This window comes from Thermopirellula anaerolimosa (assembly GCF_054657335.1).
The window spans coordinates 1,289,857-1,304,592 of the sequence record NZ_BAAHYX010000006.1 but is presented as its reverse complement, the minus strand read 5'-3'; the positions used below and the strand labels follow the sequence as shown (position 1 = coordinate 1,304,592).

Genomic DNA, 14,736 nt, shown 5'->3' with positions numbered 1-14,736 from the left:
TTGGCCGGGCGAACGCAAGCGCGGAGACGCAACTCTCACCGCTTGCCCATCATTCTAGTTGCCCATCATTCTAGCGGTTGCCGGCTCCCGAAACCACATTGCCTATCGCATTCGGGAAAAATTGTCTGGGCAATAGGCGAGATTTACGGCGTTTGGGGAAAAAGGGGAGGCAAAGTCGAACTCGCCCAAAAGCGGATTCCATCCCGCAGGGCGGACGGAGTGCCGTTTTCGACGGAACATCCGATATTTCGAGCATTCAAACTTTCGGGAACCTACGTAGCTCATTTTCCGTGATAATTCGGATTTCGCGGACCTTTCCGAATGTCCGAGAAGAATCGACTGTACTTTTCCTACGCATTTTGCCGATGACAACAGCGACTCGCTCAAGTATGGGAGCCGCGCTGGGGGCAAAGTACGGAGACACTGCGGGCGGATCGCGCCGGGCGTCTATCGACACCGAACCAACTCACCTGAGAGTAATCGAGGACGGTCATCATGGCATTGTGGAAGAGCCTTCTGTCGGATCGAACGAAGCGGCGAGGTTCCGGGCATGCGCGCAAATCCACGCGGTTGCTGCTGGAAAGCCTGGAGGACCGGCAACTTCTCAGCGGGCTGGGCCTCAACGATCCCGTGGTGGCTCCGCTGTCCTTGCCCGGCTCAGGGGTCTCCGGCGATTACCTCCCCCCCGAAATCGGCGTGATGACCACGCCCACGGTATTGCAAAGCACGGCAACACCGTATGAGCCGCCTCAAACCGTCGAGGCCTGGGTCGATGGGCACACGGTGCGATTCCGCGCCGATGTCGGCGGCGTATGGCAGAATGGATCGCAGGATTATGCTGACAATCAGATCATCACCGATCTGGTCGTGAATGACGGCTACGTGGCGTGGACCGTTGGGTCTCAGGACTCGTTGGGCCGGGTAATCGCCCGCCGCGTGGGTTTTGCAGTCTACGACACCGACGCAAACCAGTGGATCATTGGGCAATCGGCGAATTTGGGGCGCCTCAGCGTGTTCCAATTCGAGAACCGACAGGGAGTCGTCTCGTGGACGGTCGGCTATCCCGAGGGCGGCGCTTTCGTCCCGCGTGAAATTGGGGCCGCCGCCTACGATGCGACGCTGAAGGAATGGAAGTTCTTTCAGACGGCGGGTTCGTTGGGCAAGCGGATCATTGTGGAGACGGCAAACAATGAGGGCGTGGTGGCCTGGACCATTGGGCTGCCCGAAGGGGCCGGCCATCGCCCGGCTTGGATCGGAATGGCCTATTACGACGGCGATGTCCACGAGTGGAAACGCTATCAGACCTCGGCTCCCGCCGATCTGGAAGTGCGCAACCTCTCCGTAGGGTGGCAGTCTGTGTCGTGGCAGGCCAAACGAGCGGACACGGGCACGATCCAGGAATTGGGAACGGCCTTTTTCGATACGGCCCGACACGCCTGGAAATCCACGCAATCCAATTACGGCTTGGGTTGGCAGGTCACCGAAGTGGCCTCGAGCCCCGGAATCCAAGCCTGGGTTTCGGTGAAGAAAGACGCCTCGGGAAGAGTCGTGAACAATCGGCTCAGCCTGACGGCCTTCGACTCTCGCATCGGGGGTTTCCAGACCAAGACCGTGACTTTGGCCGCCAATCAGACCATCACGCAGCTTGTGAGCAACGATTCCATGGTCGCCTGGGTTCTGGAATCGACCGACGCCGGCGGAGCCACCACCCGTAGCTTGGGCACCGCATTCTACGATGCCGCTCAAAAGAAGTGGAAGCTGAACTCCACGCCGGAAGGAACCAACGTCCTTTTCGACAATATCTCCATCAGCAACGGTTTAGTGGCGTGGACGGTGTCGCGACCGGACGGATCGGGCGGTTGGGTCCAACGCACGGTAGGAATCGCCGCCTACGATCCCGGACGAGGCCAATGGAAGACGTTCTCGTCGCCCGAGGCGGCCAATCGTTCCATCGTCGATGTGCAGAACCACAAAGGCGTCGTGGCCTGGACGATCGGGTACGAGGACGGCGGAAGCTATGTGGCGAGGAACGTCGGTGCCGCGGCCTACGATTACGGATTGGGGCAGTGGCAATTCCGACTCTCCACGCATGACCTGGCAACGCAGGTTTCCATGCTCACCGTGCGGGATGGAACCTTTGCCTATTCCACGCTGAACAACGTGGTGTTGGGCACCTATGATCGAACGTCGCAAAGCTGGCAAGTCTACCAGTCGTCCAATCCCACGACCGTGCGCATTCACCAGATTGCGCTGCGCAAGGGGCTAGCCGCGTGGTCCGTGGCTTATACCACGGGCTACGATGAGACGTTCCAACCCCGTGACGTGGGATATGCGATTTACGACAACCTGGCCGGGGGATGGCGGACCGACGTGGAATCCTTTGCGGGCGATCCCGCCAACCGGATCGAGAACCTGCATATCGAGCAGGCCGCGGTTCAATTCTCCGTCGGCGGCACCGCGTATCGTCGTGCCTACAATGCGATCAGCACGACTTGGGGTTCCGGAGACCCGACGACGGTTTCGCGTTTCGTGGTGACGCCCACCGCCGTGCCGTTGAATCGGTCGGTGGTGTTCATGAACGCGGCGCTCAACTACGAAGACGTCTTGTACGACTACGGGGACGGCTACTTCGACGATGCGGGCTTTCACACCTATTCCTCGGTCGGCGTGTTCACGGTCACACAGGGGGCGTTCGGTCCCGCCGGTACGGATACCTCGATCCGAACGGTAGCGGTCGTGCCCTCGGGGACCGCCGCTTCGCTGGGGACGGTTTCTTCGCTGACCCTCACGAATCAATCGCCTTCCAGCGGCGCGCTGTGGTATAGCTTCCAAGTCGCCGCGGACGGAGCCTTCACGGCGGACGTCTCCGGAGCGGGTGTCGGTGCGGCGACTCAAACGGCCTTGGTCAAAGTCGACGCCAACGGCCTCTACCAGCTCTTGGCCGCCGATACCACGCACCTGGGCTATGCGGGAGTCACGGCGGGCACCACGTACTACCTCATGATCGCAGGACTGTCCGGCAACGTGGATGTCACGCTGGCCAATCCGGCGACGCTCTCTCTGAGCGACCCGGCGGTCACGATCTTGGGTACTTCCGGCGACGACACCGTCACGATCGGTTACGACGGCGGATTCTACGCTCTCCTCAACGGAGTGCCCTACGAACTGGATCCCTCAGTCAGCAGGGTGATCTTCCAGGGACGCGACGGTGACGACCAGGTCGTCGTTCTCGGTTCCGACGGCGACGACGCCGTTGCCATGGGAGTGTACGGCGGAGAGGGCGGCGCCGAGGTGACGGCGGCTGGTTTCAGTGTTTCCTTGCAAGGTACGGAGCAGGTCCGGTTTATCGGTCGCGGGGGACGCGACGTGGCCGAAATCACCGACACGCCGTTCGACGATGTCTTCACGGGCCGACTGGGGAGCAGCGTCCTGGAGGGCGGCGGCTTTCGTTTCGAGGCACGGGAAACCGAGATCGTGCATGCGTACCGTCGTAACGGCGGGGACGACGTCGCCGATCTCTACGACACCGACGGCAAGGACTTCTTCGTCGGTACGCCGCTTTGGTCTCGCCTCACCAGCGCCGATTACGATTACTTCGTGCGAGTCAAGGGCTTCGGGGAGGTTCGAGCCTATGCCGTGGACTCCGGCCTCGATTCCGCCGAACTTCGCGACTCGGCGGGAGACGACACGTTCATCGCCACACCGCAGTGGGCGAGCATGACGGGGGCGCGATTCAGAATCCAAGCCGACGGCTTCGAGCAGGTGACGGGGCTTTCCCTGTCGGGCGGAAACGACGCCGCCCACCTGAAAGGGTCCGCGGGGGCGGAGAGCCTCAGCGGAGCGCCGGGCGAGATCGTCGTCGCCGGTACCGGTTTCGCCCAAGCGGCATACGGATTCGTCGCGACCACGGTCTATTCGATGGGCGGTTCGGATGCCGCTTCCATTACGGACACGAGCGGCGACGACGAGTTCATCATGGCGCCGCGTTTGGTAACCTTCCAAGGCGGCGGATACAACATGAGAATCCAGGGTTATGCCCTCGCGGAAGTCACGGCGTCCCAGGGGGGAACGGACGTGGTGCACATCTATGATTCGGCGGGCAATGACCTGTTCGAGGGCGGCCGCGGCGCCGTCCGCATGACCGGGCCGGGTTACACCCTAAAGGCCAACCTCTTCGATTACGTGCACGCCTACTCACTGGCGGGAGGCAACGATCGAGCCGCTCTTCAAGACTCATCGGGCGACGACATTTTTGTCGGCAGACCGACGCTGGCGCGGCTATCGGGCGCCGATTACTCGATCCGACTCCGCGAGTTCGAAGAAGTGGAAGTCACCTCCGCCAACGGCGGGAACGACTACGCCCTGCTGTACGACTCGAACGTCGCCGATCACCTGGCTGCGACGGCGTTGGGCCTGGAGCTTTCCGGCGGTCCCGATTCACAACCATTCCGTTATCGCGTGCTCGGATTCTCCCAAGTTCGCGCCGTGGCCTCCGACAATCAGAACACCAAGTCCGTCGATCCGGCGGCTTTGGCCTATCTCAGCCTGAACGGCCAGTGGTAAACGGTCGGCCGAACGGCTACACTATCGCCATTTCCATGCGACTCTCCGCGGCAAACGCGGAGGAGCGTGGAGCGAAGGAAGCCCGACCCGCACGCCGGACCATCCGCCCGGACGGTCGCAGTCGCCGTACGTGGTGCATGGACGGCGGGGTCGGCGATCGTACCGACTCGTCCGCCTAGGTTTGGGAGATATGCCGATGGCCCGACCGCTCAGTAAACTGGCGCCCGATTGGTGGGATTACACGACGCTGGATCCCGAGATTCTGAAGGATGCCGCGAAACTCACAGCCCGGCAGGTCGAACGACTGTCACGCCCGGGATTTCGCGTGGTCATGTACGACACGCTGGAGGATTTCTATCTGGCCGAGGCCTTGGAATACATCCAGGCGTGGCGACAGTCGACGGCGGACAACCCTTGCGGTATTTGCGGGCCGATCGGTCCCACCGAGCAGTTGCCGCTGGTGGCGAGGTTGGTCAACGAATTGAATCTCGACGTCCGCGACGCGCACTTTTGGGGAATGGATGAGTGGGTCGAGGATGGCAAGCCCGTCCCCACCGATCACCCCTTGAGCTTCGCCCGGGCCGATTGGGATTTGTGCTTCGGCCGAATTCATCCCAAACTGCGAATGCCGAAGGATCATTTGCATTTTCCGACGGGTGATCTGGCAGCCTATTCGGCCTCGTACGATGCGATTCGTTGTGTGGTGATGCAGGGCGGGCAGGGTGACGTCAAGCACTGGGCGTTCAACGATCCGCCTCGCCGGCGAGGCCGATGGAAGGACGCTCCTCCGCCGCCGCAGGAGTACCGCAAACTTCGCACGCGCGTCACCGATTTGCATCCGGTGACGATCATGCAGAACGCGCGGACCAGCGGCGGAGGACAGGTGAATCTCGTACCCACGCAAGCCGCCACCGTCGGTCCGGTGGAGACTTGGAAGGCGGAGAAAGTCTCCATTTGGCAGGCGGGCATGCACGACAACCCCTTCGGCATGAGGCTGACGGCGCTGATGATCTCCAAGGGCATTGCCGACAGTGCCGTGCCCATGTCTCTGCTGGCCGATCATCCCAACGTGCAATTCAACTTCTATCGCCCGGCCTTGGGTGAGGTGAAGACGGAGATGCACTGATCTTGCGGCGGATTCGGAGGAGACGGCTTTTCCTCGCAAACCTCGGCGCCCATACGAGGCGGGGCCGTCCCGTCGCCCGCCGAAAGGGCGTCCCATGCTTCGGCGTTTTTCCGGCGGGCGATTCCGATTCCGGCGAGACTATTCCTTCAGCACCAGGTCGATGCACAGAACGGCGGCCAGGATCAGTTGACGCAAGGGACTGGTCGGGGGAACGGCCTCGGAAATGATAAGGGCGTAATTATCGGCCGAGGTGAACATCTCCTTGGCCAGACCGGCCCATTTCTTCGTGACCCGCGCCAGTTCGTTGCCGTCACGTTCGAAGTAGAATTCCCAACTCGTCCACTTCCCGCGCAAATCGCAAAGATATTGGCCGTTGACATCCAGCACGTCGAATCGCCCGCCGATGGAGAATATCCGCTGCCGAAATTGCCCGATCCATTCGTCGTTCTCATTGAAGACCTTGACTTGCGACCGAAAAATCGCGACCCCGCGCGAGACGCGCAGGACTTGATTTCCCTGGGTGTCTCGCACCACGCTGTGAAAGGGCGTCATCCGCTTGTAATCGGTAAAACGAAGCAGTTTGGTGAAGAACCCCAATTGTTCCTCGCGGCACTCCATCAGAAGTTCGCCCGTCTGGGCATCGAAAATGTCGTAGTTGCTGGCGGCCTTGAATAGACCGACGTGTTCACGAACGAGGAAGTTGTTGCGAGACAGTACCGGGTTCATGGTCGCTCTCCAGTAGGTTTGAAAAGAAAAGGGGAAACGCACGACTGCTAGTTCGACCCGACTTGACTCGGTGCTCCTTGCAGCTTGATCAAGTGCCGCTCCGTGCGGACGAACAACGCGCCGTCGGTCGCGGCGGGCGTGGCGTGGGAGGCTTCGCCGAAGTCGTAGCGGCCCAGCACGCGGAATTGTCGATCCGCCGCCGCCACGAACATTTCTCCCGCGCGGGAGAGCAGATAGAGTTTGTCGCCGAGACGGATGGGCGAACTGAAGAATTCTCCGGCGAGTCGCTGCCGCCACACCACCGCACCGCTCTCCGCTTCCAGGCAAGTTAGCGCGCCCCGGTCGTAGAGCAGGAATACCAGGTTATCGCGTGCGACGGGCGTAGTGACGTACGGCAGCGATCCGCGGATCTCGTAGGCGACGGAAGGTTCCCGCTTGTTTTCGGGCAGGCCGACGCGAACGGCGAACATCTCCCTTCCGATTCCGCCTTCCCCGGACGACGCGAAAACAAGATCGCCCACCAGCAGCGGCGATCCCACCGTGCGGTTGTGAAAAACCGGCAACTCCCAAAGCGGATTTCCGGTGTGAGGATCGAGCGCGTACACGCCGTGCGCCCAACTGGTGAAAATCAGTTGGGAATCCCCTTGCTCGGACCGAAAGAGTGTGGGGGTGGAATAGGCGGCCTTTTCGCTGCGGCGGGGCGTCATCCATCGCGTGTGCCCGTCGCGCACGTCCAGGGCGGTAATGAAGCTGACTCCGTCCTGTTCATTCGGCACGATCAATAAGTCGTCGAAGACGATGGGCGAAGCCCCGAAACCATGCTGCGAGACGAAGGGACCCAGGTCGCGTTCCCAAATCGTCTCGCCCGAATCGGCTTGCAAGGCGATGACGCGAAGATGCTCGGGCGTGGCCCAGGCGTAGAAGAGTGTGCCGTCGCTCCATGTCGGCGTGGAGGAGGCAAAACTGTTGAATTCGTGCTTGGAAAAGACTTGCCCCGGTTCCTCGCGGCGCCAAAGCTCGCGACCGTCCTGCTGATTCAGGCACTGCACCAGTTGCTTGCCCGTCTCCGGGGCCGCCGAGGCGACGAACACGCACCCCTGGGCCAAGATCGGCGAGGAGTGCCCCTTACCGCCCAACTCGACGCGCCAAGCGATATGGCCGTCACTCAGGCCGCCCGGGAACTCCAAGCTCGGGATCTCACCCCGACCGTTAGGTCCCCGAAACCGCGTCCACTCGTCGGCGGCCCAAACCGATGCGACCGAGACCGACAATAGTCCCGCAACCAAGATGCCGATCGCCGGACTGCACGGGAAGAAGCGATGTTTGCCGAACCGGCGAACGCTCGAACGAATGGCAGAAGTCCGCCGCGGCTTAAAGACAACGCCGTGCATAGAGTCACCTCGTCCCTACTTGTGAACAACCTTCAAACGAACGGCCTTCGCCTCTGCGCAATGGGGCAAGCGGTAGTATAGCAGGTCGCCGCGCCATTGGCGGCACGGTATCGTGAAAAAGACGAATCCGGGAGCGAAGCGACCGAAAGCGAAGGGCGGGCAAGAGGCCGACGCGGCGCAGACGGGTCCCCGTGGCTTGCGAAACCAAAGCTTCGGGGGAACGGAAGCGTTACCGGGCCTAACCCACGACCGGAGAGACGGCGGGGTACGAACCCAGCAATTCCAGACGCAGGGTCTTTCTTTGCAGGGCGGCGATCGCCTTGCGAACGCGCAATTCGCTTTCGTGGCCTTCCAATTCTACGAAGAAATAGTAGGCTCCTCGAGATCCCGGCACGGGGAAAGACTCGATCCAAGTGAGATTGAGTTTGTTCTTTTTGAAGATACTCATGGCTTCGGCTAAGGTGCCGGGCCGATGCTCCAATTGGAACATGATCGCCGTCTTGTCATTGCCCGTTCTGGGAGAGGCGGTGCCGCCGATGATCGCGAAGCGCGTCGTGTTTCCGCTGTTGTCCTCGATGTTTTCCGCGATGATGTTCAGACCGTAGTGGACTCCCGCCTGCACCGCCGCGATGGCCGCTGCGCCGGGCTTTTCCAGGGCCAATTGAGCGGCGGTCGAGGTGCTCGTCACCTCGACCAGACGTGCCGCCGGAAGATGCTTCGAGAGCCAATTACGGCACTGCGAGAGTGCTTGCGGACGACTGTACACCTCTCGAATCTCGGTGCGTGGACAGCGTGCCAGCAAGGCATGATGAATCTCAAGCTCCACTTGCCCGCAAATCCGAGTAGGCTGCCGCGAGAACATGTCCAGCGTGTCGGCGATCCTGCCGTCCGTGGAGTTTTCCAGCGGCACCAAGCCGAATTGGGAATGCCCGCGCAAGACCTCCTCGAAAACCGCCGCGATAGTTCCCACGGGGACGTATTCGACTTGCGACCCGAAACGGTGCAGCGCCGCCAGGTGACTGTACGTGTACTGCGGGCCCAAATAGGCCACGCGCAAGGGGCGGACGAGCGACCTGCAACCGCCGATGATTTCGCGAAAGATGTTGTGGATCGCGGTAGAGCCCAGCAGGCCCTTGGCGTGTTCGGCAACGTCGCTCAGTTGGCGGTCTTCGTCGGCCAACTGTACGTCCGGCTTGCCTTCGGCGAGACGCAGTTCGCTGAGGTGTTTTACGTAGGTCGCACGCTGGTTCAAAAACTGGAGTATCTTTTGATCCAGCGACCGAATGGCGGCCTGGAGTCGCGGAACGGATACAGGGAGGCGTTTCTTTTCGCCCGTCGGCGTCTTTCTGGGGACTTTCGCCATTGCAATACCCAGTCGTTCCTTTGACGTACCGCCAAGAAACCTTGAATTTACTTGTAGTTATGAACGCTGCCCGTGTCAATTGCCGAGCGAGCGATTTCGCGGGAATTCTTTGAACACCGTCCACGCAAAGGATGGACGACGGTTCCTTGTGTAGTCTTTATGATTCGCTCTACAGGGGTATTTTCGATTAGGTTGATCCGAGCATATCGACCGACGCACGCCCGCTGCCATCATTGAGACCTGCTCTCCAGTCTAATCCTTCTTTTTCGCAAGGTCATCCAGGAATTTTTGGATGCAGTCGCATACCTCCGGGGAATTACGGGCGACCAGGCACTTCGCCGCAGCGAATGGGACGATTTTCCCTTGTCCGCCACGATCGACCCAAGAATCGGGACTGCAATTGGCGACGATCTGCTCACGAATTCGAGCCGCGCTGGTCCCCGAATCCAGGAGGGAATCTAATGGATACACCCTTACGACGGGACGACTCGCGATCTCCGGTGTAGTCACAATGACGCTGTCTTCAAGCTCCAGCGTTCCCAGCGGAACTTCCCCGCCGAGACCTCGCAAGACTTGGCCGATGGGGGTGTCGTCGGCCGTCAAAGTCACCGGAGTATCGGGGGTGATGCCCAAGGCAACCAAGTGCGTCCAATCGACCAAGATATCGATTTCGCACGCTTGATCGAGTATTAAAAGTACATCGGATAGGGGGGTTGGCTGGAGGAAGGTAGCGGAGACGAGGTAGTCGCCGGCCTCTTGGTGGGGGTGCTCAACGGGGGCCTGGTTCGCCTCGGACGGACCGCGGCACAGTTGCCGCCGCAATAGATTCTCGATTTCGCGATGAGTACACGGCGGGCACTTGATGCGCAGCCCTTCCGCTACCGGCACCGCTTCGAAGTCGGGCGCGGCGCCCTGGGCAGGGTTCGTTCCGAAAATGGAACGAATAAGCTCGGCGAGGGTTTCGTCGAGAGAAACGCATCCGTGGTAATCGTTCGCGGAGTAGAGTCGCGTCTCGGGCAAATCCGCACGGATCGAGGTGAGAGTTATGACGCCCGACGATTCCATTCGAACCTCCAACCCGGCCTGCTCGGCGACCTGTCGCACGATATCTTGCAGGGTGCCGTCCTCCAAGGAAAGACTGATCGGAGAACGCAAGGATACGTCCTGGGCGCACAAGGCTTCCGGTTGCACGGATACCGGAATCGACGACCACTGGGTAAGCAGGTGCAGCACCAATCCCAGCGGGACATCCTGCATAGTAACGCGGGTGACGCGGGTGGCGAGGGCTTGCTCGGCAGGAAACAAGGGCGTCTCCGTCGGTGCGGAGTCTGGGGGCCGATCCCCGTCCGGCAGAGGAGGGGTGGGCACATCGTTGCCCCCGGGCGCGGTAGGCCAACCCGCCATTTCCGTTCCCGGAACCGTCCCCGGCGGGAATAGATCGGCCACCGTAGCGGCTCCATTGCCGCGAACCGCCGCCAAGCGTTCCAACACCTCCGGCGCAATGTCGCGATGGATCAAGCGGACGGAACCGTCGGCCATCATTCCCGACATCCCTTGCGGAAGTCCGCTGCCGAAACCGTCCGGGCCATCCACGTAAGGCCGCCGGGTGAGGGGGCGCGCGGTGGCGAATCCGCCTTCGGCCCAGGCTCCCAGCCGGGAAGAGGCCCCCAGCACCGCCAACGTATTCGCCGCACCGCGTTCCAGGTCTTGCAACCGCCTGCGACCGTTGTAGTTGAAAAGCCCCGCCCGGGGATCGTCGAGCGGGAGCGATGCGGCGTCCTCCCCGACTCCTGCCACTCCCACCCAATGCGAGTCGAAGAAGCCTTCGCGACTTTGCGTCGGGCCGAGAAGAGGATTGATGACCTCCGGCAATTCCCGCGACGTGATGGGCCGGTTTTGCGGTGCCCGCCAACCATAGCCCGGATTGATTCGCGCGTGCCACTCGTTATATCCGAAATACGGCAGAGTGGACGCGATCCAACTCAAACGGGTATCGGGCGGGAGCAGGCTTCCCCCTGCCGCCGCCTGCGGGAATAGCCCTTCCGCCTCCACCGCCGCTTGCAACCCCGCGCCGAGCGTTTCGCCGCGAAGTCGCCACAAGGCCGCGCCCCGTTGCAGCCAATCCGATTCCAGTAGCGGGCGGGCACCGATCGCCTCTTCTATCCAATGCTCCGCTCCTTGTTCGAGGGGGATATTGAGCACGACCGTATCATTAGTTTTCTCAACGGCGACCGAGTCAAGGAGCGACCGCGTTAGCGAAAGCAAGGTCTCCAGTGGTCGCGCTATTTCCGCGGAAATCGCTCCCGATTCGACGGCGGACGCAAGGGTTTCCTTCTGTTGATCGACCAATTGCCGGGCCGCTTCCGTCAAGGCGTTCAGTGATTCGGCACCGGCGTCGGCGTCGCCGTCGCTGGGGAAACTCCATCGGCACGTCAGCCGAGTTTCCTTCTCCGAACGAAGCATCTCGACGGAGAGGGCGGAAGACGAATCCAGAATCCGTCGCCAATGCGGCATGACGTCCGGCAATCGGTCGAGGACCCAACGCGGGAACCGATAATTTTGCGATCGCCAACGCTCCAAATCGACGCCGACAAACCATTGCGATCCATCCTTGCCCAAGTCCCTCCACGGACCGTGATTCGAGTTGGCATCGTCCCCCGCCCCGCCGGCGGATTGCAGGTAATCGGCGTCTCCCAGTAGCACCGTTTTGGCGTCCACCAGAATGAGGAGTTGATTCCTTTCGCTCCCCTGCAAGACGATGGTCTTGTGATTGCGAATCGCGACGTCGGCGGGGCGCCCCAGTGATTCCAAGGATGCAGTCGATTGGTCGTCGCGCAACCGGAACATTACGACCGTCTGAGGAGGACCGGCAGGCCCCACGCCCAAGCCGACCCAGGCGACGACGTTGGGCAGAATACCCAGGGACTTCATTGCGTCGCTGATAAGGGCGTCTGCGTTGTTGGGCAGAAGGGGAGAAAAGAGCCAAGCGGTCTGGGCCAACGAGCGCCGGAATTCGTGCCCCCCGCCCATTAGCAGGATCGCATCGCTGGGCAACCACGATGTGAAGACTTCGCCTTGCGCCATGGGTGTGGATGTTGGGCCGGTTACGGGCGAAGCGTCGCCTGATGGGGGACTGACGGCCTCGGACTGCTCCGGGGGCGTTTGGGCATCGACTTTCGCGGCGGCGGATTCGCCGCTCTCATTCTTCGCGGTTCCGTCCCGAAAAACCCACACTCCCGCCACAATTGCAATGACAGCGATGCCGCCCGCGACAACCAGCAAGATTTTGCGTACTCTAGACTCCGCCGGCGACAACCACGTGGCGGCGGTATCGCTGAGTTCGGAATCCCAATCCTCCTCGGCGGCAGGGGGGACTGTGCCTCTTGCGATCGGCGGGGCCTTGACCGACCGCGACCTTGCTTCCTCGCCCGGAGACGGCGACGCGGCATGGGACTCGGCCGAGCCATCCACCTCATGGGATGCGGTTGGTTCGGCGGTTGCCATACCGGGCGTCAAACCCAAGGCGTCGGCGGCGCCGCCTTGTGACGGCGATTCTGCCGAACTGAGACCGGCTTGCTCGCTTCCTTGAAGTACCGCTTCGGGTTGATGCGGCACGGTCGGGGCGGGCGGAGGGACGGGATGGTCTTCCAACCGAAACCCGGGCGGCGGAACCACCTCGACCATGCACTGACACTTCGGGCACGCCAATATCGCGCCCACGGCGCGACGGTCGGTCACTTTCAGTCGTGCCCCGCAGGTGGTACAGTGAACATGGAAAAGCGGTTTCGACACGCGTCAGCGATTCTTTCGTTGGGAAAGAGGAATACGGATTTCGTTCGAGCCTTCGCCTCCCGCAGCGACCGTTTCGACTCATGCGCACCCCTTTTGGAGGGGTGTCTGCAACTTGCAACGCTTTGGCGCCGCTGAAGTTGCCTTGAAGGGGCCTCTTTTGGAATTGTAGGCCCTGATAAAGAGTAACGCATTACCGACGGGTTCGCCGCAGTGTGCCGCCAAACAGGGCGAGTTGACGACGTTTTCGGGCGAACGACTGTCCGTGCAGCGTGTCTTTCTTGAAGACAATTACGAAGTTTTTCATTACGAACAACTCCGCTCATGAGTAAGTCCCTTACGATCCGCAAACTTGATACTTCCGACGGCGGCGGCGAGGCCGCCCTGCAAAGGCTTCGGCACGAACTCAGCCCGCGCGGAGAGGTGGTTTCGGAAGAATCGCGCCGAAGGACCGTCGCCGTATTCGGCGAACCGTTGACTCCGACGCAAGTGGTGGAACGGATTTGCCGGGACGTGCAATCGCAAGGATTGTCCGCCGTCCTCGACTACACGCGGAGGATCGATGGGAGGAATTTACGGGCCGATACATTGCGGGTAAGTGAAGACGAGTTGCGGGCGGCCCATCGCCGGGCCGATCCCGCCTTCTTGGATGCCGTCCGTCGGATTCGCGAGAACGTGGCAGAGTTTCAGGGCGCGATCCTCCAACGGGATGTCCGTATCGAACGTCCCGGCGGTTATTTGGTGGAACGTTATCGCCCGCTGCGGCGCGTGGGTGTTTGCGTCCCCGGGGGAGCGGCGGCCTATCCCTCGACTCTCTTGATGACGGTGGTGCCGGCGCAGGTGGCAGGCGTGGACGAGATTGCCGTCATTGCGCCGCCGACCGACTTCGGGGCGTACAACGCCGACATCCTTGCGACCTGCTACGAATTGGGAGTGAAGGAGGTCTACCGGATGGGCGGCGCCCACGGCGTCGCCGCCTTGGCCTACGGGATCGAGGTTTGTCCTCGCGTGGACAAGATCGTCGGACCGGGGAACCTGTTCGTGGCGCTGGCCAAGAAGTTCGTCTTCGGTGAGGTCGATATCGACTCGATCGCGGGTCCGAGCGAGGTTGTGGTGATTGCGGATCGTTCCGCCGATCCGCGTTTCGCCGCCTTCGATATGCTGGCCCAGGCCGAGCACTCGCCGGGGGCCTCGATTCTGGTCGCCTGGGAGGATGCCGTGCTGCAAGGGATTCTGGCGGCGGTGGAGGATAGCCTCGCGGGCATTTCTCGAGCGGACCTGGCCCGTCGCAGCCTGGAGGATTACGGCGCCGCCGTCTTGGTTCGCGATGAAGACGAGGCCTGCCGAATCACCGACGCGATCGCCCCCGAGCACTTGCACATCATCACGGAAAATGCCGAAGTGCTGGCTGAAAAGATTCGCAATGCCGGGGCGATATTCCTCGGCGAGTACTGCCCGGTGGCCCTGGGCGATTACGCGGCGGGGCCTTCCCACGTTTTGCCCACCAGCGGGACCGCTCGCTTCGCGGGCGCGCTTTCGGCCAACGACTTTCTCAAACCGACTTCGGTCTTGTATTTCGACCGAACGGGACTCGCGGAATTGGCGGGGCTGGTTCGCGTCCTTGCCGACAAAGAAGGGCTTACCGCCCATCGCGAAAGCGTGGAGGTTCGCCTGCGGCATCCCCGGTCGACGTCGTAGGAAGACTGCGACCGGTTCAAGGTCCTTCCAAAGGGCGTCAAGCACCCTGAAGCCGAATGCAGTGCTTTGCCTCGTCCCTT

7 protein-coding genes are annotated in these 14,736 nt (G+C 61.6%); 3 read left to right on the top strand and 4 right to left on the bottom strand.

All coding sequences use genetic code 11. The features are described 5' to 3' along the window. Window positions 1-495 precede the first annotated feature (495 nt). Window positions 496-4,563, top strand: a complete 4,068-nt coding sequence (locus tag ACYQ6J_RS10805; RefSeq protein ID WP_460184196.1) for a hypothetical protein — start codon at window positions 496-498, stop codon at window positions 4,561-4,563. A 196-nt stretch (window positions 4,564-4,759) separates the two neighbouring features. Further along, window positions 4,760-5,689: a sugar phosphate isomerase family gene (locus ACYQ6J_RS10800; protein WP_460184195.1), complete on the top strand. Its 930-nt coding sequence runs from the start codon at window positions 4,760-4,762 to the stop codon at window positions 5,687-5,689. A gap of 138 nt (window positions 5,690-5,827) precedes the next feature. Here ACYQ6J_RS10800 and ACYQ6J_RS10795 read toward each other — a convergent pair whose 3' ends face one another. The 4 genes from ACYQ6J_RS10795 to ACYQ6J_RS10780 all read right to left on the bottom strand — a co-directional run bounded on the left by ACYQ6J_RS10795 (window position 5,828) and on the right by ACYQ6J_RS10780 (window position 12,961). Then, window positions 5,828-6,415, bottom strand: a complete 588-nt coding sequence (locus ACYQ6J_RS10795; protein ID WP_460184194.1) for an LURP-one-related family protein — start codon at window positions 6,413-6,415, stop codon at window positions 5,828-5,830. Between the two features lie 47 nt (window positions 6,416-6,462). After that, the gene (locus ACYQ6J_RS10790) at window positions 6,463-7,806 is read right to left on the bottom strand and encodes an outer membrane protein assembly factor BamB family protein (RefSeq protein ID WP_460184193.1); all 1,344 of its coding nucleotides are present in this window, start codon (window positions 7,804-7,806) and stop codon (window positions 6,463-6,465) included. Between the two features lie 238 nt (window positions 7,807-8,044). After that, complete coding sequence (pheA, locus tag ACYQ6J_RS10785; RefSeq protein ID WP_460184192.1) at window positions 8,045-9,169, bottom strand: prephenate dehydratase; 1,125 nt, start codon at window positions 9,167-9,169, stop codon at window positions 8,045-8,047. Between the two features lie 252 nt (window positions 9,170-9,421). Next, a complete protein-coding gene (locus ACYQ6J_RS10780) occupies window positions 9,422-12,961 on the bottom strand; it encodes a hypothetical protein (RefSeq protein ID WP_460184191.1) in 3,540 nt (1,179 codons plus the stop codon). A gap of 321 nt (window positions 12,962-13,282) precedes the next feature. Between ACYQ6J_RS10780 and hisD the strand changes: the two genes are divergently transcribed. Continuing rightward, window positions 13,283-14,656, top strand: a complete 1,374-nt coding sequence (hisD, locus tag ACYQ6J_RS10775; RefSeq protein WP_460184190.1) for a histidinol dehydrogenase — start codon at window positions 13,283-13,285, stop codon at window positions 14,654-14,656. Window positions 14,657-14,736: the final 80 nt, after the last annotated feature.